General features: G+C 56.5%; 20 protein-coding genes. 10 read left to right on the forward strand and 10 right to left on the reverse strand.

What is annotated here, in order from left to right:
* Nucleotides 1-3 precede the first annotated feature (3 nt).
* Nucleotides 4-1,014, reverse strand: coding sequence for a LacI family DNA-binding transcriptional regulator (locus FGI04_RS01440; protein ID WP_407274003.1), 1,011 nt, complete (start codon nt 1,012-1,014; stop codon nt 4-6).
* A gap of 121 nt (nt 1,015-1,135) precedes the next feature.
* Complete coding sequence (locus tag FGI04_RS01445) at nt 1,136-1,462, reverse strand: PTS lactose/cellobiose transporter subunit IIA (RefSeq protein ID WP_407337374.1); 327 nt, start codon at nt 1,460-1,462, stop codon at nt 1,136-1,138.
* A gap of 237 nt (nt 1,463-1,699) precedes the next feature.
* Here FGI04_RS01445 and FGI04_RS01450 point away from each other — a divergent pair, with 237 nt between their 5' ends.
* From FGI04_RS01450 to FGI04_RS01470, 5 genes are all read left to right on the forward strand, one after another.
* Nucleotides 1,700-3,046, forward strand: coding sequence for a PTS sugar transporter subunit IIC (locus FGI04_RS01450; protein WP_342699825.1), 1,347 nt, complete (start codon nt 1,700-1,702; stop codon nt 3,044-3,046).
* A gap of 38 nt (nt 3,047-3,084) precedes the next feature.
* Entirely contained in the window at nt 3,085-4,521 is a 1,437-nt protein-coding gene (locus tag FGI04_RS01455; protein WP_342699824.1) for a glycoside hydrolase family 1 protein, read from the forward strand.
* An 8-nt stretch (nt 4,522-4,529) separates the two neighbouring features.
* Nucleotides 4,530-4,847, forward strand: a complete 318-nt coding sequence (locus FGI04_RS01460; RefSeq protein ID WP_342699823.1) for a PTS sugar transporter subunit IIB — start codon at nt 4,530-4,532, stop codon at nt 4,845-4,847.
* Nucleotides 4,848-5,024: 177 nt separating this feature from the next.
* On the forward strand, nt 5,025-5,792 hold the full coding sequence (locus tag FGI04_RS01465; protein WP_016940497.1) for an FCD domain-containing protein: 768 nt from the start codon (nt 5,025-5,027) through the stop codon (nt 5,790-5,792).
* A 3-nt stretch (nt 5,793-5,795) separates the two neighbouring features.
* On the forward strand, nt 5,796-6,269 hold the full coding sequence (locus tag FGI04_RS01470) for a GNAT family N-acetyltransferase (protein WP_342699822.1): 474 nt from the start codon (nt 5,796-5,798) through the stop codon (nt 6,267-6,269).
* A 445-nt stretch (nt 6,270-6,714) separates the two neighbouring features.
* Here the strand turns inward: FGI04_RS01470 and galR are convergent, their stop codons facing one another.
* Nucleotides 6,715-7,725 carry an HTH-type transcriptional regulator GalR gene (galR, locus tag FGI04_RS01475; protein WP_342699821.1) on the reverse strand — a complete coding sequence of 337 codons (1,011 nt, stop codon included), beginning with the start codon at nt 7,723-7,725 and terminating at the stop codon, nt 6,715-6,717.
* A gap of 454 nt (nt 7,726-8,179) precedes the next feature.
* Here galR and lpxO point away from each other — a divergent pair, with 454 nt between their 5' ends.
* The 4 genes from lpxO to FGI04_RS01495 all read left to right on the forward strand — a co-directional run bounded on the left by lpxO (nt 8,180) and on the right by FGI04_RS01495 (nt 13,693).
* Entirely contained in the window at nt 8,180-9,082 is a 903-nt protein-coding gene (gene lpxO, locus FGI04_RS01480) for a lipid A hydroxylase LpxO (RefSeq protein WP_407337307.1), read from the forward strand.
* Between the two features lie 701 nt (nt 9,083-9,783).
* The gene (gene aas, locus FGI04_RS01485; protein WP_407337308.1) at nt 9,784-11,982 is read left to right on the forward strand and encodes a bifunctional acyl-ACP--phospholipid O-acyltransferase/long-chain-fatty-acid--ACP ligase; all 2,199 of its coding nucleotides are present in this window, start codon (nt 9,784-9,786) and stop codon (nt 11,980-11,982) included.
* Nucleotides 11,979-13,226 carry a lysophospholipid transporter LplT gene (gene lplT / locus FGI04_RS01490; protein ID WP_407321751.1) on the forward strand — a complete coding sequence of 416 codons (1,248 nt, stop codon included), beginning with the start codon at nt 11,979-11,981 and terminating at the stop codon, nt 13,224-13,226. Before aas ends, lplT begins: the two co-directional genes overlap by 4 nt.
* 11 nt (nt 13,227-13,237) lie before the next feature.
* Nucleotides 13,238-13,693, forward strand: a complete 456-nt coding sequence (locus FGI04_RS01495; protein WP_342699817.1) for a GNAT family N-acetyltransferase — start codon at nt 13,238-13,240, stop codon at nt 13,691-13,693.
* A 283-nt stretch (nt 13,694-13,976) separates the two neighbouring features.
* Here the strand turns inward: FGI04_RS01495 and FGI04_RS01500 are convergent, their stop codons facing one another.
* The gene (locus tag FGI04_RS01500) at nt 13,977-14,105 is read right to left on the reverse strand and encodes an entericidin A/B family lipoprotein (RefSeq protein ID WP_012886033.1); all 129 of its coding nucleotides are present in this window, start codon (nt 14,103-14,105) and stop codon (nt 13,977-13,979) included.
* A 400-nt stretch (nt 14,106-14,505) separates the two neighbouring features.
* Between FGI04_RS01500 and FGI04_RS01505 the strand changes: the two genes are divergently transcribed.
* Nucleotides 14,506-15,960 (forward strand): sensor domain-containing diguanylate cyclase, encoded by a 1,455-nt coding sequence (locus FGI04_RS01505; RefSeq protein ID WP_407337309.1) that lies wholly within the window; start codon nt 14,506-14,508, stop codon nt 15,958-15,960.
* A 52-nt stretch (nt 15,961-16,012) separates the two neighbouring features.
* On the opposite strand, the gene hemW is transcribed toward FGI04_RS01505, so the two are convergent.
* From hemW to FGI04_RS01535, 6 genes are read right to left on the reverse strand one after another with little or no spacing between them, the layout of a single operon-like run.
* Nucleotides 16,013-17,152 (reverse strand): radical SAM family heme chaperone HemW, encoded by a 1,140-nt coding sequence (gene hemW, locus FGI04_RS01510; RefSeq protein ID WP_342699815.1) that lies wholly within the window; start codon nt 17,150-17,152, stop codon nt 16,013-16,015.
* Nucleotides 17,145-17,738, reverse strand: coding sequence for an XTP/dITP diphosphatase (locus FGI04_RS01515; protein ID WP_342699814.1), 594 nt, complete (start codon nt 17,736-17,738; stop codon nt 17,145-17,147). The genes hemW and FGI04_RS01515 overlap by 8 nt, the downstream gene beginning before the upstream one ends.
* Nucleotides 17,739-17,785: 47 nt before the next feature.
* Nucleotides 17,786-18,076, reverse strand: coding sequence for a DUF167 family protein YggU (yggU, locus tag FGI04_RS01520; RefSeq protein WP_012886029.1), 291 nt, complete (start codon nt 18,074-18,076; stop codon nt 17,786-17,788).
* Complete coding sequence (locus tag FGI04_RS01525) at nt 18,073-18,627, reverse strand: YggT family protein (RefSeq protein ID WP_342699813.1); 555 nt, start codon at nt 18,625-18,627, stop codon at nt 18,073-18,075. Before FGI04_RS01525 ends, yggU begins: the two co-directional genes overlap by 4 nt.
* A 43-nt stretch (nt 18,628-18,670) precedes the next feature.
* Entirely contained in the window at nt 18,671-19,492 is an 822-nt protein-coding gene (gene proC / locus FGI04_RS01530) for a pyrroline-5-carboxylate reductase (protein ID WP_407273997.1), read from the reverse strand.
* Between the two features lie 32 nt (nt 19,493-19,524).
* Nucleotides 19,525-20,262, reverse strand: coding sequence for a YggS family pyridoxal phosphate-dependent enzyme (locus FGI04_RS01535; protein WP_342699811.1), 738 nt, complete (start codon nt 20,260-20,262; stop codon nt 19,525-19,527).
* Nucleotides 20,263-20,270 lie beyond the last annotated feature (8 nt).

Raw genomic sequence — 20,270 nt, forward strand, 5'->3', positions numbered from 1 at the left:
GACTCAGTGCGCGTAGGGGCCTTTGACTACCGACGCGCGCAGTTTCAACTCGCCGGTAAACGGCGCGATGGCCGCGACAGGAGAACCGTCGCTCAGCTTCAGCGCCTGCGAGATAGCGGCGCTAATCATCTCTTCAATCGGTAAATAGACGGTAGATAACGCAGGCGTCAGATAAGGGGCGCTGGGGATATCGTCAAAACCGAACAGCGACACGTCCTGTGGCAGGCGTTTACCGGCCTCAAGCAGCGCTTTCATCGCGCCGATGCACATATCGTCGTTACTGGTGAACAGTGCGGAAAAACCGGCGTCATGCGCCAGTAATTCGCGTGCGGCCTGATAACCGCCGGGGACCAGGTTGTCACCATTGACCACCCGCAGCGGGTCGTAAGGAATGTGATGATGTTCCAGCGCCTGCCGGTAACCAGCCAGACGGGCGCGTGCAGTCGGCGTGTTGATGGGGCCGGTGATACAGGCAATGTCGCGGTGCCCTTGCTGTACCAGATAATCGACCAGTTGGAACACCGCCTGTTGCTGTTCAAACCAGACGCAGTACTCAGGTGCCATCGGCAGATGACGATTGATGACCACGATAGGCACCCGGGATTGATCCAGCAATGCCATCAGGGCGGCGTCAGACATGTGGCGGGTATAGAGTACGATGGCATCACAGCGGCGATCGATCAGTAGCTGTACCGCCTGTTGCTCGTCTTCCGGCGTATCGTGACCGTCGGTCACGATCAGGTGTTTGCCGCTGGTTTCGGTGCGCTCGGCGGCGCGGCGCAGCAGGCGACCAAAATAAGGGCCGTCGAAGTTGGACACCACCAACCCGAGGCTGTTCGAACTGCGTTGCGCCAGCGAGCGCGCCAGAAAATTAGGGCGATAACCCAGTTCTTCCATCGCCTTGAAGACGGCGTCACGCGTACTTTGTTTTACCTGACCTGTACCGTTTAACACCCGTGATACCGTTGCTTTGGATACACCGGCGTGCTTTGCCACGTCAAGCATGGTCATCATCGTTTGCACCTTCCCTGTTTTATCGAAGTCAGTCACAGCGTTGTTATCAATATTAGTCACATACTAGCACACAGGAACGACGTCAGTGGGTGAAGTGCGGCATGTTGCGCGGTCGGTGCCATCAGGCGTGGGGACCACCAAACAGTTCTTTGCGCAGTTGTACCATTTCTTCGGCCAGATCCCGGCATAGCATGGCGGTCATCAGGTGATCCTGAGCGTGCACCATGATCAGATTAACCGGCACTTTGCCTTCGCCTTCGTCCAGCCCGATCAACCGAGTCTGGATCTGGTGGGCTGCTTTTGCCACCTCCTGAGAGGCCAGCAGTTGCGCGTCTGCCTCTACCCAGTCCTGCGCTCGGGCGGCCTGAATCGCCATCATGGCGCAGGAGCGCGCTTCGCCAGCGCTGATCAGCAATTCCATTACGGTCTGTTCCATATCAAATTCCATCACGGTGTCCTCTTGGTATGCCAAATTAGCTATTAAACATGTTATTGGAATTCCAATATTGACTTGTGAGAACAGTGTCACAGAAAAATTATTCGTTTGTTTTATTTTTTGGTATGCCAAACGCGAGAGCGCTGAACCTGCTGTCCATTCTCTTCCGCGCGTAACGGCCACTACGGGGGCGATAGCCTCTGATAACAACAACCCCTGAAAAAACAGGTAAATCAAAGAGGTGGAGTTATGTCATTCAAGGATAAGGCTATCGATTCATTAGGATCGTTCGCCAACCAGTTCAACAGCCTGAGATACATCATGGCGATCAAAGCCTCGTTTATTACGCTGATGCCGGTGATCATCGTCGGGGCGTTCTCTGTGCTGATCTCCAACATGGTGCTGGATCCGAAGAACGGGCTGGCGAGTTTCGCTCTGTTTTCATTTCTGGCACCGTTAAAACCCATCATGAGCGGCATTAACTATGCCACGCTCAACTTCCTCACCATCGGCGCGGTGTTCCTGATAGGCATCGAGCTTGGGAAAATCAACGGCTCTCGTAGCCTGTTTCCCGGTTTGCTGGCGGTGATCTGCTTTATTTCCATTACCCCGACCACCATCGATATGGTGATCAATGGTCAGACATTACCGGTGAAAGATGTACTGGCGCGGCAATTCTCCGACACCAAAAGCCTGTTCCTCGGCATGTTTATCGCCATCGCTTCGGTGGAAATCTATTCGAAGCTGGAGTCGGTAGAAGGGTTGCGCATCAAGATGCCAGACAGCGTGCCGCCGAATGTGTCCGCGTCGTTTTCGGCGTTGATCCCGGCGATCATCACCGTCACGCTGGTGGCGACCTTCGGATTTACCTTCCAGAAAGTGACCGGCATGTACCTGTATGACGCCATCTATATGGTGGTGCAACAGCCGCTGGAGTCGGTAGTGCAGAGCCTGCCGGGGCTGTTGATTCTGATGTTCGTGGCGCAGCTGTTCTGGGTTATCGGTATTCACGGCAACCAGATGATCAAACCTATTCGTGAACCGCTGTTGCTGGGGGCGATTGCGGTAAACATGACTGCGTTTGAGCAGGGGCATGAGGTGCCGAACATCATCACCATGCCATTCTGGGACGTGTACATGAGCATCGGTGGGTCCGGGTTAACCATCGGGTTGCTGCTGGCGGTGATGATTGCCTCTAAACGCCGTGAAATGAAAGAGATCGCCAAGATTTCCTTCGGTCCTTGCATCTTCAACATCAATGAACCGGTGATTTTCGGCATGCCCATCATGCTCAACCCGATTCTGGCTATCCCGTTCATCATCACGCCGCTGGTGACCGGCACCATCGGTTACTTCGCTACCAGCATGGGTTTTGCCGGTAAAGCGGTGGTGATGGTGCCCTGGACCACGCCGCCGTTGATTAACGCCTGGCTGTCTACCGCCGGCTCGATGGGGGCGGTTGCGACACAGGTGGTGTGCATCATCGTCGCTACCCTGATTTACCTGCCGTTCGTCAAAGTGGCGTCTCGTCGTGCTGATCTGGCGCAGCGTGAGGCGGAGTTAGAGGCCGCGACACAAGCCAATGCATTGAAATAATGAATGTATTGCAATACTGAATCTAAGGGAGACCGGTAATGAGCAAGGTATCAATGACCCTGCCTGAGGGTTTTATTCTGGGGGCGGCGGCGTCCGCCTGGCAGACCGAGGGGTGGTCAGGCAAGAAAAGCGGGCAGGACTCGTATCTGGACCTGTGGTACAAGCGGGATCGTCAGGTGTGGCACAACGGCTACGGCCCGGCTATCGCCACCGACTTCTATAACCGCTACCGTGAAGACGTGGCATTGATGAAGCAGACCGGGCTGACGCACTTTCGTACCTCGATTAACTGGTCGCGCTTCATGCTGGATTATGAAAACGGCGTGGTGGATGAAGAGTACGCCGCCTACATCGATAACCTGATCGACGAAATGCAGCGTGAAGGCATCGAACCCATGCTGTGCTTAGAGCACTATGAGCTCCCGGCGGTGCTGTTCGAGAAATATCAGGGCTGGTCGTCGAAGCAGGTGGTGGAGTGGTTCGTGCAGTACGCCGACGCGGTATTTGCCCGCTACGCCGGTAAGGTCAAACGCTGGTTTACTTTTAATGAGCCGATTGTGGTGCAGACCCGCGTGTATCTGGATGCGGTGCGCTACCCTTATCAGCAGGATACCGGCATCTGGATGCAGTGGAACCACCATAAAAACCTGGCGACGGCCAAAGTGGTGCAACTGTTTCGCGACAAAGGTTACCACCTGCAAGGGGGCAGCATCGGGGTGATCCTGAACCCGGAAGTCACCTACCCGCGCTCCAGTGCAGCGCATGATGTCGAGGCGGCCCGCCTGTATGACCTGTTCTATAACCGGGTATTTCTCGACCCGGCGCTGAAAGGTGAATACCCGGCGGAATTACTGGCGCTATTGGAAAAGCATCAGGTGAAGTGGGATTACGACGCGCAAGAACTGGCTATCATCCGCGCTAACACCGTGGATGAGGTGGGCATTAATCTCTACTACCCCCATCGCGTCAAAGCACCCAGCCGCGCCTGGAACAGCAACACGCCGTTCCACCCAGCGTGGTACTACGAGCATTTCGAATTGCCTGGCCGCCGAATGAATAAGTCGCGCGGTTGGGAGATCAACCCCCGCATTATTTACGACATGGCGATGCGCCTGAAAGAGGAGTACGGCAACGTGCCCTGGTTTGTGTCGGAAAACGGTATGGGGATTGAAAATGAAGGCCAGTTCAAAGACAGCCACGGCGTGATACAGGACGACTACCGTATTGCGTTTATCGCCGAGCACCTTTACTGGACGCTAAAAGCACGCGAAGACGGTGCCAACTGTCAGGGGTATATGTTGTGGGCGTTTACCGACAATGTGTCGCCGATGAACGCCTTTAAAAACCGTTACGGCCTGATTGAGATCGACCTGGAACACGACCGGCAACGCAGAGCGAAGAAATCAGCCGGCTGGTTCCGACAGGTTCGGGACAGCGGCGTGCTGACGTTCGAACTGGACGATGAAGAGAAATAGGGGGAAAGATGAAACGGATCGTACTGGCCTGCTCGGCAGGCATGTCTACCTCGCTGGTGGTGACCAAAATGGAAAAAGAAGCCGCGGTGCGGGGCATGGAATATCAGATTTACGCTATCCCGGAACAGAATCTGCGTGATGAGTTGCAGACTTACGGCAATGACATTATCGCTGTGCTGCTGGGGCCGCAGGTGCGGTTTAAGCTGGCGGAAAACAAAAAACTGACCGACGAGTATCACATTCCTATCGCCGTTATCGACTCGGTGGCCTACGGCACCCTGAACGGTGCAAAGGTACTCGATCAGGCGCTGAGTTTGGTAAACTGAGCCTGATTGCTGTAAACGCGAGCCGGTGTAGGACGACGCACCGGTTCGTGTTTAGGCTGTGGACCTGACGAACGCGGTGTGAAGCCGCAGTGACGATGACGAAAGGAAGCAGCCTGGTATCCGGCCCCGTGTCGGGGCGGCAGCGGTGTTCAATTCTCGGCCGTTCAGGGTGGCATTGTGACGAAGGTTGTGGTTCTACAAGACAGAAAGCAATACCAGGAAATAGGGGGTGACCTGCGGGAGAAAATCCAGCAGGGGGAATACCCGGTCGGGGCGCGTCTTCCGCCAGAGCGGAATATAGCGGAGACCTATGGCGTAAGCCGTACCATCGTACGTGAAGCCTTGCTGATGCTGGAACTGGAAGGAACGGTGGATATCCGCCAGGGGTCCGGGGTGTACGTGTTACGTGTGCCGTCGGCGGAAGAACCGTCCCCGAACGCGCAAAACCGTATCGGCGCGTTTGAAATGTTGCAGGCGCGCCAACTGCTGGAAAGCAATATTGCCGCGTTTGCCGCCCGGATGGCGACCCGCAATGATATTGATATCCTGCGGCGCACGCTGGAGCAGGAACAGGCGGCTATCGCCGCCAACGATTACCGCAGCGATTTCGATAAAATCTTTCACTTGCAGGTAGCAGGGGCGACCCAAAACCAGATGCTGTTGGAAACCGTCAGCAATATCTGGTCTTGCCGGGACGAAAGCCCTATCTGGCAACAGCTTTACAGCCATGTGGGCAACCACGGTTATCGGCTGAAATGGCTGGCGGATCACCAGACGATACTGGCGGCGCTGCGTCGTCGCGACGTCAGCGGGTCGTATCAGGCGATGTGGCAGCATCTGGAAAACGTCAAAACCACACTGATGGAAATTTCTGACGCCGAAGCGCCGGAGTTCGATGGCTACCTGTTTGATTCGGTGCCGATTTTTCAGGGAAAACTGGTCTGACGTATGACGACGATGGAAACTAAGCCAACGATTGGCTATCTGGCGGATTATCCGCATTGTGAGACGCAGGTCGTCGACTGGCTGTGGCAGGCGTTTGGCGACGGACTGAGCCGGGATTTTTTTGCCAGCGTGGTGCACCACAGCATGGATAAGCGCGCGCTGCCGCTGACGTTCGTGGCGCTGGCGGGCGACCAACTGGTCGGTACGGTCGGGTTGTGGCGTTGTGATTTGATAAGCCGTCAGGATTTAACCCCGTGGCTGGCGGCGCTGTATGTGGACGAACGCTACCGCGATCGCGGTCTGGGGGCCGACCTTCAGCGTTTTGTCATCGAATTCAGCCGCGAACACGGTTTTGACGATCTCTACCTGTACGCCAGTTTCAGCGGTTACTACGAGCGCCACGGCTGGCGTTACATCGGCGACGCCCCAGACTATCCCGATAAACAGGTCCGGCTGTACCACCGTTCTCTCGGTTGATGTTGTGCTGTTGACAAACAGCCTTGTTGTTTTTTACTGCCGATTCATTTGAGCGCAGTGAGAGATTTCGTGCTTGATGACGTTGGTATCCCTTTGCAACATCATCGCACGCACGACAAGGAGAGGCTCAAACGCCGCCTCTCCTTGACCACTGGCTGAGGGCTAAACTGTGCCGCTGGCGCGGTGCCTTCGGTGTTCGCCTTCGCTATTCGGGCCACCCGTGACGTGATTACTCGCCACATGCTGTGGCTCGCCCTGCGGGCCAGCGTAAACGCTGTTCAAAAACGCTTTTCGCGTTTTTGTCCGGCACGGCACGGGTTTTCGCGGCGTCCTGCCGCTCACCCGGCGAAGTCGCACGCCTCAGCACAGTTTTTGACGCCGTAAAACCATCACCTCCAGCTGAAGGGACTTACCAGTGTCTGCTGCGTCTTAATGCCTTACTAGTTTAGTGCCCATTATTCAAACTGGTGACCGAGTGTCGGCGAATCAGCGTCGGGTGGAACAGGTTGATGGCGTTGGGTAGCGGTGTGTTGTTCGCCAGCGCCAGCGCAATTTGTGCAGCCTGTGTCGCCATCGCGGTGATCGGATAGCGGATAGTGGTCAGGCGCGGGCGCAGGTAACGCGACAGCAGCACATCGTCGAAGCCGATAAGCGACATGTCTCGTGGCACTTCGATGCCGTTATCACTCAACACCGCCAACGCACCGGCGGCCATCGGGTCGTTGTAGCAGGTCAGCGCCGTCACCGGGCGGCCGCGCTCCAGTAGCGTGGTCATCGCCGCTTCGCCGCCGCTTTCATCCGGTTCGCCGTAGGCGATCAACTGCTCATCCAGTGCAATATCGTGTTCGGCCAGCGCGTCCCGGTAGCCCGCCAGGCGGTCATCGGCATCGGAAATCGCATGGTTGGAACACAAAATACCAATCTGGCGATGCCCTTGCAGAATCAGATGTCGGGTAGCCAGCCAGGCACCATAACGGTTATCCAGCGCCACGCAGCGCGCCTCGTACCCCGGCAGAATACGGTTGATCAACACCATGCCTGGGATCTGTTCCATCAGTTGCGCCAGCTCTTCATCCGGCAGCATCTTGGCATGCACCACCAGTGCTGCGCAGCGATGACGAATCAACTGCTCAATGGCCTGCCGCTCTTTGTGCGCGATGTGGTAGCCGTTGCCGATCAGCAGAAAATTACCGGTACGGTAGGCTTCCTGCTCCACGGCTTTGACCATGGTGCCAAAAAACGGGTCGGACACGTCAGAGACCACCAGTCCCAGCGTTTCGGTAGACTGCTGGGCCAGCGCACGGGCATTGGCGTTCGGATGGTACTGCAACTGTTGCATGGCCTGCAGAACGGCGCTGCGAGCTTGCTCACTGGCTTTGGGCGAATCGTTGATCACACGTGATACGGTGGCGACCGACACGCCTGCCAGCCTGGCGACATCCTTAATGGTGGCCATGAAGGTTTCCTATTGCTCTTAGAGCCTATCCCATTAGGGCTATTTCACTGGCCATTTTGGCCCTGGGCAGTGCTCGAACTCCTCACGTACTCCGTGTACGCTGCGGGTTCTCCGCGCTGTCCGTGTCCAAACTGGCTGCGCCAATAACGCCTGATGGGATAGGCTCTTAATGTAAAAATGAGGCGTCGAATCAAGTGACAGCCTGAGTGTCACGGAATTAGGGCGTGGCCGCAAGAGGTGGTGATCGCAACTTTCACCGCTTTCATCCACCGCCTCCATCGCTTTTATCGTTTGTACGCTATCGACGGTTTCCTTTCGGCAGCAATATTCGTGAAACGTAAGCGGATTGTTTGACATATGTTGTGCCAATGTTTTTCCAACGTACTATCTCTTGCGCTGGGTATGGTACTCAGTTATGGGGATAACCCTCTGTCTCAGGGAAGGAAGTCTCGGTATGAAATATATTATTCTGCTGGTGTTTATTCTGGCGGTGGCCTACGTCCATTTCCGTGGTCGTATGCGATATCCATTTTTGCGCCAACTGTCGGACCACTCGACCTTTACCGCGCCGCTCAACGTCTTTATGTACCTGTTTTCCCGTGTCCCGGTGACACCGTATCTCAAACCTGAACATTTTCCCGAACTGGCGGCGCTACAGCAGAACTGGCAGACGATCCGTGAGGAGGGCGAAAGGCTATTGGCAATGCAGGAGATTAAAGCCTCAGATCGGTATAACGATGCGGGGTTCAACTCGTTTTTCAAGACCGGCTGGAAGCGCTTCTACCTGAAATGGTATGAGGCGTCTCACCCCTCGGCAGATGCATTGTGTCCCAATACCACCGCGCTACTGCGTTCGGTGCCGTCGATAAAGGCCGCCATGTTCGCCACCTTGCCGGACGGTAGCCGACTGCCGCGCCACCGTGACCCGTATGCTGGTTCGCTGCGCTACCATCTGGGGCTGTCGACACCTAACGATGACCGTTGTTTTATCGAGGTCGATGGCGAGCGTTATAGCTGGCGTGATGGTGAAGGTGTGCTGTTCGACGAAACCTATATCCATTATGCGGAAAACCACAGCGGGCAGAACCGCTTGATCCTGTTTTGCGACATTGAGCGACCGATGCGTTATCGCTGGGCGCAAGCGGTAAATTACTGGCTGGGGCGTCATTTGATGAGTGCGGCGGCGGCGCCGAATAGCGATGGAGATCGCACTGGCGGCATCAATCGAATTTTCAAATATCTCTATGCGGTACGCAAAGTGGGGAAACGGCTGAAAAGCTGGAATAAGCCGGTTTACTATCTGGTGAAATGGGCACTGTTCGGCGGGATCGCAGCAGGGATCTGGTGGGCGCTGTAAGTCTGGATCCGGGCGTGTAAGTGGCGATGTTGCTGCGTTTTCACGCCTTTATTACAGCTCACCTGAGAATTTTACAGTTAGTTGCACTTCGAACGGTTATCTTTCGATTCAACGCTAGTGATTCAGGGGGACTGTCTTTAGAGTAACAAGTCCCAGAGGTATTGATGGGTGACAATCGATGTGTTCTCCACATTGAACCATTCAAATTTCACCAACCTACGCGGATGCGTAGGTTTTTTTTTGCCTGCGATCTGGCAGGGCTGGAATTTGCCCTGCTAACCCGGTCTTTCTGCCCCTTCTGAGCATCGCTAAAAAGAGCGCTTTCCGACCGTCGGCGGTGAGCCGAAATCGACACCTCATCAACATCCCATCGACAGACTGACTGCGGGCAAGGCTGACCCGAAGAAAACGACGTTATCACCGTGGCCGGGCGAGAGCAGTGACGATGGCGTGGGTTTATCCGTTCACTCCGACCATGTGTGCCCCACAGCCTGATGATTTTCTGGCGTTTTTTATCGCCTGTTACCGGTTATTCCGGTGGCGTTTTCATCGCTAATGTTGCTACGGTTTATGGTATGGTGAACCCTTTTGCTGGCCGCCATGAACAATCCGTGGCATGCGGGGTCCAAACCGGGCAGAGTGACGGTTTACCTCAAGGTGACTATTACGTCAGAGTTACTGTTTAGACATAGGGAGGTGGGATGATTTATACCTTTTTACGCTGGGCGCTCAAGCACCTGTATCGCATTCAGATCTCGGGTGATGAAAGCGGTTTCCGGCAATCGAAGATATTGATTACCCCCAATCACGTTTCCTTTCTCGATGGCGTGCTGATGGCACTGTTCTTACCGGTACAAACCAAACCGGTATTCGCTGTTTATTCCCGCATTGCCGATAGCTGGTTCATGCGCTGGCTGAAGCCCTATATCGATTTTCTGCCGTTGGACCCTACCAAACCGTTGGCTATCAAGCAGTTGATCCGTCTGGTGGAGCAGGGGCGTCCGGTCGTGGTGTTCCCCGAAGGGCGCATTACCGTAACCGGCTCACTGATGAAAATCTACAGCGGTGCGGCGTTTGTGGCGGCCCGTTCAGGCGCGGCAGTGGTGCCGGTTCGCATTGAAGGGCCGGAGTTTACGCACTTCGGCCGTTTGGGCGGGGTGCTGCGTCGTCGTCTATTCCCACAAATTTCACTGCATTTCCTGCCGCCGACCACGCTCCCGATGCCCGTTGCCCCTTCGGCGCGTGAACGCCGTGAACTGGCGGGCGAAGGGCTGCATCGCATCATGATGGATGCGCGTATGGCGGTGCGTCCACGTCATACGCTGTATCAGGCGTTTCTGGCCGCCTGCGATCGGTACGGTTACCACTCTGGCTGCATTGAAGACATCAATCTGAAAGAAGACAGTTATCACGGCCTGTTGAAGAAATCACTCGGGGTGGCGCGCATTCTGCAACGTTTTACCAGCGAGCGTGAGCATGTCGGGTTGTTGTTACCCAACGCGACGGTGACGGCGGCGGCGGTGCTTGGCGCGTCGCTCAGCAGCCGGGTACCGGCTATGTTGAACTATACTGCTGGGGCGAAAGGCATTCAGAGCGCGATGAGCGCCGCGCGCATTAAAACCATCGTCACGTCGCGACAGTTTCTGGAAAAAGGCAAGCTGACGCATCTGCCGCAGCAGGTGAAAGAAGCCAATTGGGTCTATCTCGAAGACCTGAAGGACACGGTGACATTGTCGGATAAGCTGTGGATCCTGTGCCATCTGCTGTTCCCGATGCGCGCTATGTGTCCACAGCAGCCGGATGACGCGGCGGTCATTCTGTTTACGTCCGGCTCGGAAGGCAACCCGAAAGGAGTGGTGCATTCTCATAATAGCCTGATGGCTAACGTAGAGCAGATCCGCACCGTGGCCGATTTTACCCCGTGCGATCGTTTTATGTCGGCCTTGCCGCTGTTTCACGCGTTTGGGTTGACGGTTGGGTTGTTGACGCCGTTGATGACCGGTGCGCGCGTATTCCTCTATCCCAGCCCGCTGCATTACCGCATCGTGCCGGAACTGGTGTATGACCGTAACTGCACGGTGTTGTTCGGTACCTCGACCTTCCTCGGGCATTATGCCCGTTTTGCCCACCCCTACGACTTCGCCCGCCTGCGTTATGTGGTGGCCGGGGCGGAAAAGCTCTCCGAACGGGTGCGAACGCAGTGGCAGGACAAATTTGGCATTCGTATTCTGGAAGGCTACGGCGTGACGGAATGCGCGCCGGTCGTGGCTATCAACGTACCAATGGCCTGTAAGCTGCATTCCGTTGGTCGCTTGTTGCCGGGGATGGAATCGCGGTTGATCCCGGTTCCGGGTATCCATCATGGCGGTCGGCTGCAACTGCGTGGGCCAAATGTGATGAAGGGTTACCTGCGGGTGGAAAATCCGGGCGAGCTGGAATCGCCAGCGGCGGAAAATGAGCACGGGCAGCGTGAGGCGAACTGGTACGATACCGGCGATATCGTTGATTTAGATGAACAGGGCTTTTGTACCATCGTGGGGCGTGTAAAACGCTTTGCCAAGCTGGCCGGAGAAATGGTGTCGCTGGAGAGCGTGGAGCAACTGGCCAACCAGGTGTCGCCACACGCCCAACATGCCGCCAGCGCTCGCAGCGACAGCAGTAAAGGGGAAGCGCTGGTGCTGTTTACCACCGATGCTATGCTGACCCGCGATAGCCTGCTGACACAAGCACGGGCGAGCGGCGTGCCGGAGCTGGCGGTGCCGCGTGATATTCGTTACCTGAAAGAATTGCCGCTATTGGGCAGCGGCAAACCGGATTTCGTCACGCTGCGTCAATGGGCGGAACAGCCCGCTGTGGCCGCGGAAGATGCCACGTCTACCCCCTTGGAGCATGATGCATGAGTCACACGGCTTCCCCTGCGTCGTCACTGTTTTCCCGCGGTATGAATGCGGTGATGGTGGCGCAGTTTTTCTCTGCTTTCGGTGATAACGCTCTGCTGTTCGCCACGCTGGCGTTGGTGAAATCGCTGGCGTATCCCGACTGGAGCCAGCCCTTTCTGCAAATGGGGTTCGTCGCTGCCTATATCGTGTTGGCACCGTTTGTGGGTCAGTTCGCTGACAGCGTTGCCAAAGGGCGGGTGATGATGTTTGCCAACGCCCTGAAACTGGCTGGCGCGTTATGGATTTGCCTTGGGGGGAACCCGTTTCTGGGGTATACGCTGGTGGGGCTGGGGGCAGCGGCCTATTCCCCGGCCAAGTACGGTATTCTGGGGGAAATCACCCGTGGCGATCAGTTAGTGAAAGCCAACGGATTGATGGAAGCCTCCACTATCGCCGCTATTCTTACTGGATCGGTCGTCGGCGGCGTGCTGGCAGACTGGCATATCTACGGCGCGCTGGCGGTGTGTGCGCTGGCTTACGGTATCGCACTGGCCGCTAACCTGTTGATTCCGAAACTCGCTGCCGCGCGTCCCGGCGCATCCTGGCGTCCGGCGCACATGACCCGCTCGTTTTTCGATGCTTGCCAGGTACTGTGGCGCAATGGCGAAACCCGCTTTTCGCTGGTGGGCACTGGCATGTTCTGGGGAGCCGGCGTGACGCTACGTTTCCTGCTGGTACTGTGGGTACCGCTGGCGTTGGGCATTAACGACAATTCAACGCCGACGTTACTCAACGCCATGGTGGCGGTGGGGATTGTGGTGGGGGCGGCGGCGGCCGGTAAACTGGTGACGTTGAAAACCGTGCGACGCTGCCTGCCCGCTGGGGTATTGATTGGCGTGATGGTGGTGGTATTTACCCTGCAACATAGCCTGATGAATGCTTACGCCTGCCTGTTGGTGCTGGGGGCGCTGGGCGGCTTTTTTATCGTGCCACTCAATGCGCTGTTGCAAGAACGCGGTCGGGAAAGCGTCGGGGCGGGTAACGCCATTGCCGTGCAGAATCTGGGTGAAAACGGCGCGATGTTGCTGATGCTGGCGCTGTACTCGCTGGCGGTGAAGGTTGGCGTACCGGTACTGGCGATCGGTATCGGTTTCGGCACACTGTTTGCGCTGGCGATTGCCGGATTGTGGTGCTGGGTACAGGTAACCCAGTGGCGGCGTCGGCCAACGCCTGCGGCCGCACCAACGTCTGATGAGCAGGAATAACGGGAGGGGCAATGAGTCTGATTTGGCATGACTGGGGGGTGAAAGACCTGAACCCGTATGCGTTGTATGACATTTTGCGCCTGCGTAGCCAGGCTTTTGTGGTGGAACAACAATGCGCTTATCAGGACCTGGACGGTCTGGATCTGGTCGATGGTAACCGGCACGTCACAGCCTGGCAAAACGGCAGGTTGATCGCCTGCGCGCGGTTACTGGCACCGCATGACCGGCAAGATGTGGTCACGATTGGCCGGGTCGTGGTCGCCCCCGAAGTGCGAGGTCAACGGCTTGGGCATCAGTTGCTGATGCATGCTCAGGCCGTTTGTGCCCGTCACTGGCCGGGGCGGGCGCAATACCTTTCTGCTCAGGCGCATTTGCAGCATTTTTATCAGCAATTTGGCTTTGTGGTTTGCGGTGAAGGCTACGATGAGGACGGTATTCCTCATGTGCCGATGCGAACCGCAGGGTAAGAGCCTATCCCATTAGGGCGATTTCACTTGCCATTTTGGCCCTGGGCAGTGCTCGAAATCCTCACGTACTCCGTGTACGCTCCGGTTTACTCGCTGCGCTCGCCCGTTGGGCCGGACAAAGCACTTTGTCCGTTCAACATGCAACGCATGTTGTCTGCGCGGCTGTCCGTGTCCAAACTGGCTACGCCAATAACGCCTACTGGGATAGGCTCTAAGTGTGGCGCCAGGGCGTGACAAAGCAGCCCTGCACTCAGGCAGGGCACTGGTGTGGTTTGACGCCGGGTTAACTGGCGGAATGGGAAATGGTACTGCCGAGCTTCTGAACGTCCTGACCAAATCCGCGAGCGGTGTTGCATCCGCTCAATGTGGTCGCCATCACGAGTGTGGCAACCAGCAGGGCGATAGTTTTCATAGTGATTTACCTTTATGTACCCGTCATTCTTCATATTGCAGGTGTGTTGGTGTCATTACCCAGCCTGTTAGCGCGGCAAAACGCAGCGTATCAGTGTGCTTTTTGTCGCGTGGCCGCTCACTCCGGTTGCTGGCCCGGATAAGCGCCGGGCGTTCTTTTCGCAGCGCGGTTCAATACGCCTGCCGGTTTTTCTGCAACGTGAATTATTTCGGGGATCGCGGCGCAAATCCAGACTGAGGTCATTTCTGCTTTCACTTTGTCATACTATCACGCAAGGATCCAACGTGATGTCAGCCAGTTAGCAGAGAATCAGTCAGTGTAGCGCTGGAGTTTTTGCCATTGCCTGGCTGACAGGGGAAGGTCGGTCATCAGTTCGGTTTATTCAGTTACAGGGTTGGTCATGTCTGGTCTGTTTCACTGGTTGAAAATGTGCTGGTCAACAATCTTTCGGCAAAAGACAACGTTTCGGCAAAAGACAACGTCTGCGGTGAGTGACGCACAGATTATGGCTGCCTGTAGTTCACTATTGATGAACGCGTCCACGCAGGCGGCGATCATCGCCACCGATTCAGCCAATCACATCACCTTGTTCAACTCGGGAGCGGAACGGTTGTTTGGTTTTCGTGCCTGTGAAGTTATCGGTCGCGATGCCACCACGGTGGTGCTGCGTCAAGGGGAGATGGGGCAGTTATCGCCACAGGAGCTGTTACGCCATTATCAGCCGTTTTCGGTCTGGTGTTATCGGAAAAAAGATGGCGGTATCTTTTGGGGCGAATTGAGTTTTCATGAAGTCCGCCTGCCGGATGCGCGCTTGCTGGGCTATCTCAGTGTGATTACCGATATCACTGCATGTGAACGGTTGCAGGAACAATTGCATCAACAGCAACAGATGATGGATATGCTGTTACAGCATGCACCGGCGGTGCTTTATACGTTTGTTGTTCGTAGAGATACCGTTCGTAGAGATACCGTTGGTGGCGATGCGGATCGTGGTAATGAATATCGATTTGTTTACTGTAGCCCGGTCTCGACACGGGTATTGGGCCTGACACCGCAGGCGATGACCGCCGTGCCATTCGGCCCGGGTCACCCGCTGCGAGAGCGCATTCTGCCAGAAGATCGTGAGCGTATCGCACACTATTACGCCCACGGTGATTTTCATCGTGATAGCTGGCGCAGCGATTTTCGTATCTGCTCTGAAAATGGTGATGTGCGCTGGATCCATGCCGAAGCGATGGCGTCTTACCCCGAGGACGGCAGCATCGTGTTTTACGGTTCGATGCTCGATATTACCGATCTGAAGCAGTCAGAAACCTTGTTGCAGGTGTTAGCGCAGACCGACTCGCTGACCGGTATTGCCAATCGTCGCCATTTTGATGAGCGCTATCAACAACTGTGGCGTCAGCACGAATCCACACAGATGCCGTTGTCGTTGCTGATGATCGATATCGATCGTTTCAAACGTTTTAACGATAGCTATGGGCATAGCAAAGGGGATGCCTGCATAAAATCAGTCGTGGAAACGCTGGCAGGGCAACTGCCATCGTCAGAATGCTTGCTGGGACGCTACGGTGGTGAGGAGTTTACGGTGGTGTTGCCACAAACCGACTACCAACAAGCGCTGGCATGGGCCGAACGTTGTCGGCAGGCGGTTGAGTCGATGGAGATCCCCCATACCAAGTCGCCACAGGGGGTGGTGACGGTGAGTATTGGTGTGGCGGTCGCCAGACCGGGTAATGCCGGGAGCAGCATGACACAGTTGAGTAATGATGCCGATGATGCGCTGTACCGCGCTAAACATCTGGGCCGCAATCGGGTAGAAGCGAGCCCTGACCAGAATGCGGCTCCCGCCTGACATCATCTGTCGGTTGTGTCGGTATCTTATTCACCGCGTTCGCCGCGCGTTCTCACTCTTCCGTCAGAAAGAGCTCCAGCAACGAATTAAGAAACAGCTTACCGTGCTCGGTGACCTGCCAGTGTTGTTCGGTTTCCGTCAGGTAGCCTTGCGTTAGTGCTGCGTCCAGTTGTTCCCTGATAACGCTTTCCGGCAGGCCGGTATAAGCGGTGAAATCAGCGCGTGGTGCTGGTTCCAGCAACCGAAAGCGGTTCATAAAAAACTCGAATGGACGGTCAGCCAGCGCGACTTCGCTGCGTTGTTGCAGGTAATTCCCCTGCATATAGCCGCGTGGGTGGCGAGTTTTCACCGTGCGCACGATCTCGCCGTCGGTGAAGGTGATTTTGCCGTGTGCGCCGCAGCCGATACCGAGATAATCGCCAAAGCGCCAGTAGTTGAGGTTGTGCTGACACTGGTAACCCGGTTTGGCGTAGGCCGAGGTTTCGTACTGTTGGTACCCGGCGTCGCTCAGCAAACGGTGCCCCTGCTCGAAAATATCCCACAGCGCATCGTCGTCCGGCAGCACCGGCGGGCGTGAGCCAAACAGGGTATTGGGTTCGATGGTCAACTGATACCAGGACAGGTGCGGCGGGTTAAGCGCTATCGCCTGACGTAAATCATCCAGCGCCTCATCCAGCGACTGCTCCGGCAGCCCGTGCATCAAATCCAGATTGAAACTGCGTAGCCCCAGACCGGCCGCGAGAACAGCGGCGCGTTTGGCCTCTTCCGGGCCGTGGATGCGGCCTAAGCGCGTCAGTTTATCCGGGCTGAAACTCTGTACGCCGATGGAAATACGGTTAACCCCTGAGCGCTGGTAACCGCTGAACCTGTCGGCTTCTACGGTACCGGGGTTGGCTTCCATGGTGATTTCCGCGTCCGGCACCAGTGACAACCGGGCCCGCACGCCATCCAGCAACTGTTGCATCGCCTCGGCGCTGAGCAGGCTCGGTGTGCCGCCGCCGATAAAAATGCTGTGCAAGGGGCGGTTGCCCACCAGCGGCAGGTCGGCATCCAGATCCGCCAGCAGGTGCGCCACATAATCGTCGTGTGGAACCTCGCCTTTGAGCGCGTGGGAGTTGAAGTCGCAATAAGGGCACTTCTGCACGCACCAGGGGATGTGGATGTACAGGCTCAGCGGCGGCAAATTAAGCATGTCGCAGCGCATCCAGCAATTGACGCAGCGCCTGTCCACGGTGGGAGTGGGCGTTTTTCTCTTCGCGGCTGAGTTCGGCGGCGGTTTTGCCGAGTTGCGGCACGAAGAAGACGGGATCGTAGCCAAAACCGCCCGCACCGACAGGCGCACGGGTGATGACGCCTTGCCAGCTGCCGTGGCACACCAGTGGCGTCGGGTCATCAGCGTGACGCAAATACACCAGCACACAGTGGAAACTGGCCTGACGCTGTTCGTCCGGCACGCTGTCGAGTACCGCCAGCAGCTTGTCCAGATTCTGCTGGTCGCTGGCGTCTTCTCCGGCGTAGCGGGCGGAATAAATGCCCGGCGCGCCGCCCAGCGCGTTGACTGCCAGCCCCGAATCATCGGCGATGGCGGGCAGGCCGGTAGCGCGTGCGGCGTGGCGCGCTTTCAGAATGGCGTTTTCGATAAAGGTCAAACCGGTTTCTTCGGCGGAATCGACGCCCAGCGTGGTTTGTGCCACCACGTCGAGACCAAAATCCGCCAGTAGACCGGCGAGTTCACGCACTTTACCGGCATTGCCGGTGGCTAAAACCACGTTTTGCATCTGTTGTTCCTGCAATCTGTCTGGGATGTTTTATTCAGGGAATCGGCTCAGGAAATGAGGCCCGCGACATCGGCCGGGATGGTTTGCGGGTTGACGATCCTAATCTGTTTGTGACGTCCAAGCTCCCCTTTTTCGATGGTGACCATGCCTTTGGCGACACGGAATTGCTTGGCGAGAAATTTGATCAGGTGGGCATTGGCCTGGCCGTCTACCGGTGGTGCGGTGATGGCGACTTTGAGCTCGTCGCCATGCAACCCGACAATCTGATCCCGGCTGGCTTTCGGCTGAATATACAGCCGAATCACCAGCCCGTCTTCACAACGACTGACGGCACTCACAACAAGAACCACAGCCCCGGGAAGAAATCCATGCCGAGGTAATTCAACATGTACAGCACCAGAATCACGATCATCGGCGAGAAATCCAGACCGCCTGCCGAGGGCAGAATACGGCGTACCGGCCCCATCAACGGTTCAGTCAGTTGGTGCAGCATGTAATCCACCGGGCTGCGCCCCTGGCTAATCCAGCTCATCAGCGAGCGAATGATCACTATCCAGAACACCAGATAACCGGCGGATTTGATCAGCGCCAGTAGCCCCACCAGCAAGTTGATCGGGCTTAGCGAGAGCGAGCCGACCTGAATCAGCAACAGCAACGGGTACTTCAGCGTGGTGAGCAGAAACGCCAACAGCAACGAGGCGCTGTCGATAGGCCCAAGCGAAGGGATAATGCGACGCAACGGGCCGATGATCGGCTGAGTGAGCTTCACCACGAACTGCGCCAGTGGGTTGTAAAAATCACTGCGTGCCCATTGCATCCAGATACGCAGCAGCAACACCATCACGTACAGGTCAATCAGGGTTTTGACCAGAAAAGTCAGGGTCAGCATCAGAGGGTCATTCCTTCATTCAAAGTCATCTTTCAGGTGGTAATCAGAACAGCGATTCCATTTCCTTTGCCCGGTGCACAGCGGCCTGCATAGCATCAGCGACCGTCTGGCTCAGCTGACGCTCGCTGAATACGCGCAGTGCCTCAGCGGTGGTGCCGCCCTTGGAAGTTACATTTTCCCGCAAGGTGGATAACGGGGTATTCGGGCTGGCTTCCACCAGCGCCGCTGCACCACTAGCCGCCTGCTGTACCAGCAATCGGGCGGTATCGGCGTCGAACCCCTGACGCATGGCTTCCTGCTGCATCGCTTCCATAAACAGGAAGAAGTAGGCCGGAGCGCTACCGGCAGCGGCAATCACGCCGTTAATGTGCGACTCGTCTGCGACCCAGCACAGTTTACCGACACTGTGCATCAGGTCGGCGGCAAAGGCGCGATCGGCTTCGTTAACCCCGGCCGGTGCGTATAATCCGCTCATGCCCTGACCTACCAGCGAGGGGGTATTTGGCATGATACGCACCATGTTGAGCGATGCGCCCAATAACTGGCGGAAACGGGCGACGTTAACACCGGCGGCGATCGATAATACCAGCTTGCCGTTGAAATCCACCTGTTTTGCCAGTTCCCCGCAAACGTCGGCCATCAGTTGCGGTTTAACCGCCAGCACCACCACATCGGCGTCACGGGCACAGGCAGCATTATCGCTCAGGCTGGTAATGCCATAGCGGGCGGCCAGTTGATCCCGGTGGGTGGCGGACGGTGCGCTGACGCTGACCTGGTGGGCCGGATAACCACCTGCCATCAAACCGGCGATGATCGCCTGTGCCATGTTGCCCGCGCCGATAAAGGCTATTTTACGGTGTTCCATCAGATTCTCGCTGTTCTCGTCTATCCGTTAGGTTAACTGGTCGGCGAACTATAATCACGTGCGCCAAAAATTGCGGTACCGATGCGTACCATCGTGCTGCCAGCTTCAATGGCGGCAGCCATGTCGTCGGTCATCCCCATCGACAAGGTATCCAAGGTGCCATAATCCACTTTCAGTTGCAGAAAAAGTTCAGTCATGTGGCGAAATACTGCCAGTTGCTGGGCGTGATCCGTTTGCGGCGCGGGAATAGCCATCAGTCCGCGCAGTCGCAGATTCGGTAGTGTCGCCACGCTGGCGGCCAGTGCGGGTAATTCGCTGACCAGAATGCCGGATTTGCTCGCTTCCTGACTGATGTTGACCTGCAACAGCACATTGAGCGGTGGCAGGTGCGCCGGGCGTTGCTCGCTCAAGCGCTGGGCGATACGCAGCCGATCGATGGTGTGGCACCAGTCGAAATGTTCTGCCACCAGACGACTTTTATTCGACTGCAACGGCCCGATAAAGTGCCATTCCAGCGCGATATCGGGCAGGGTGGTCTGAAAATGACGAACCTTATCCACCCCTTCCTGTACATAGTTTTCGCCAAATGCCCGCTGCCCAGCCGCGATGGCTTCTTCGAGCGCGCTCACAGGTTTGGTTTTGCTGACGGCAAGCAGCGTAATCTCTTCTGGCGCACGCCCGCAGCGTTGCGCTGCCGCCGAGATTTTCTGCCGGACGTCCTGTAGGTTTTGCTGAACTGTCGATATCGTCGCTACCGGTGTCATCGTCATAGTGATTC

The organism is Dickeya ananatis, from assembly GCF_019464615.1.
GTDB classification, from domain to species: Bacteria; Pseudomonadota; Gammaproteobacteria; order Enterobacterales; family Enterobacteriaceae; genus Dickeya; species Dickeya oryzae.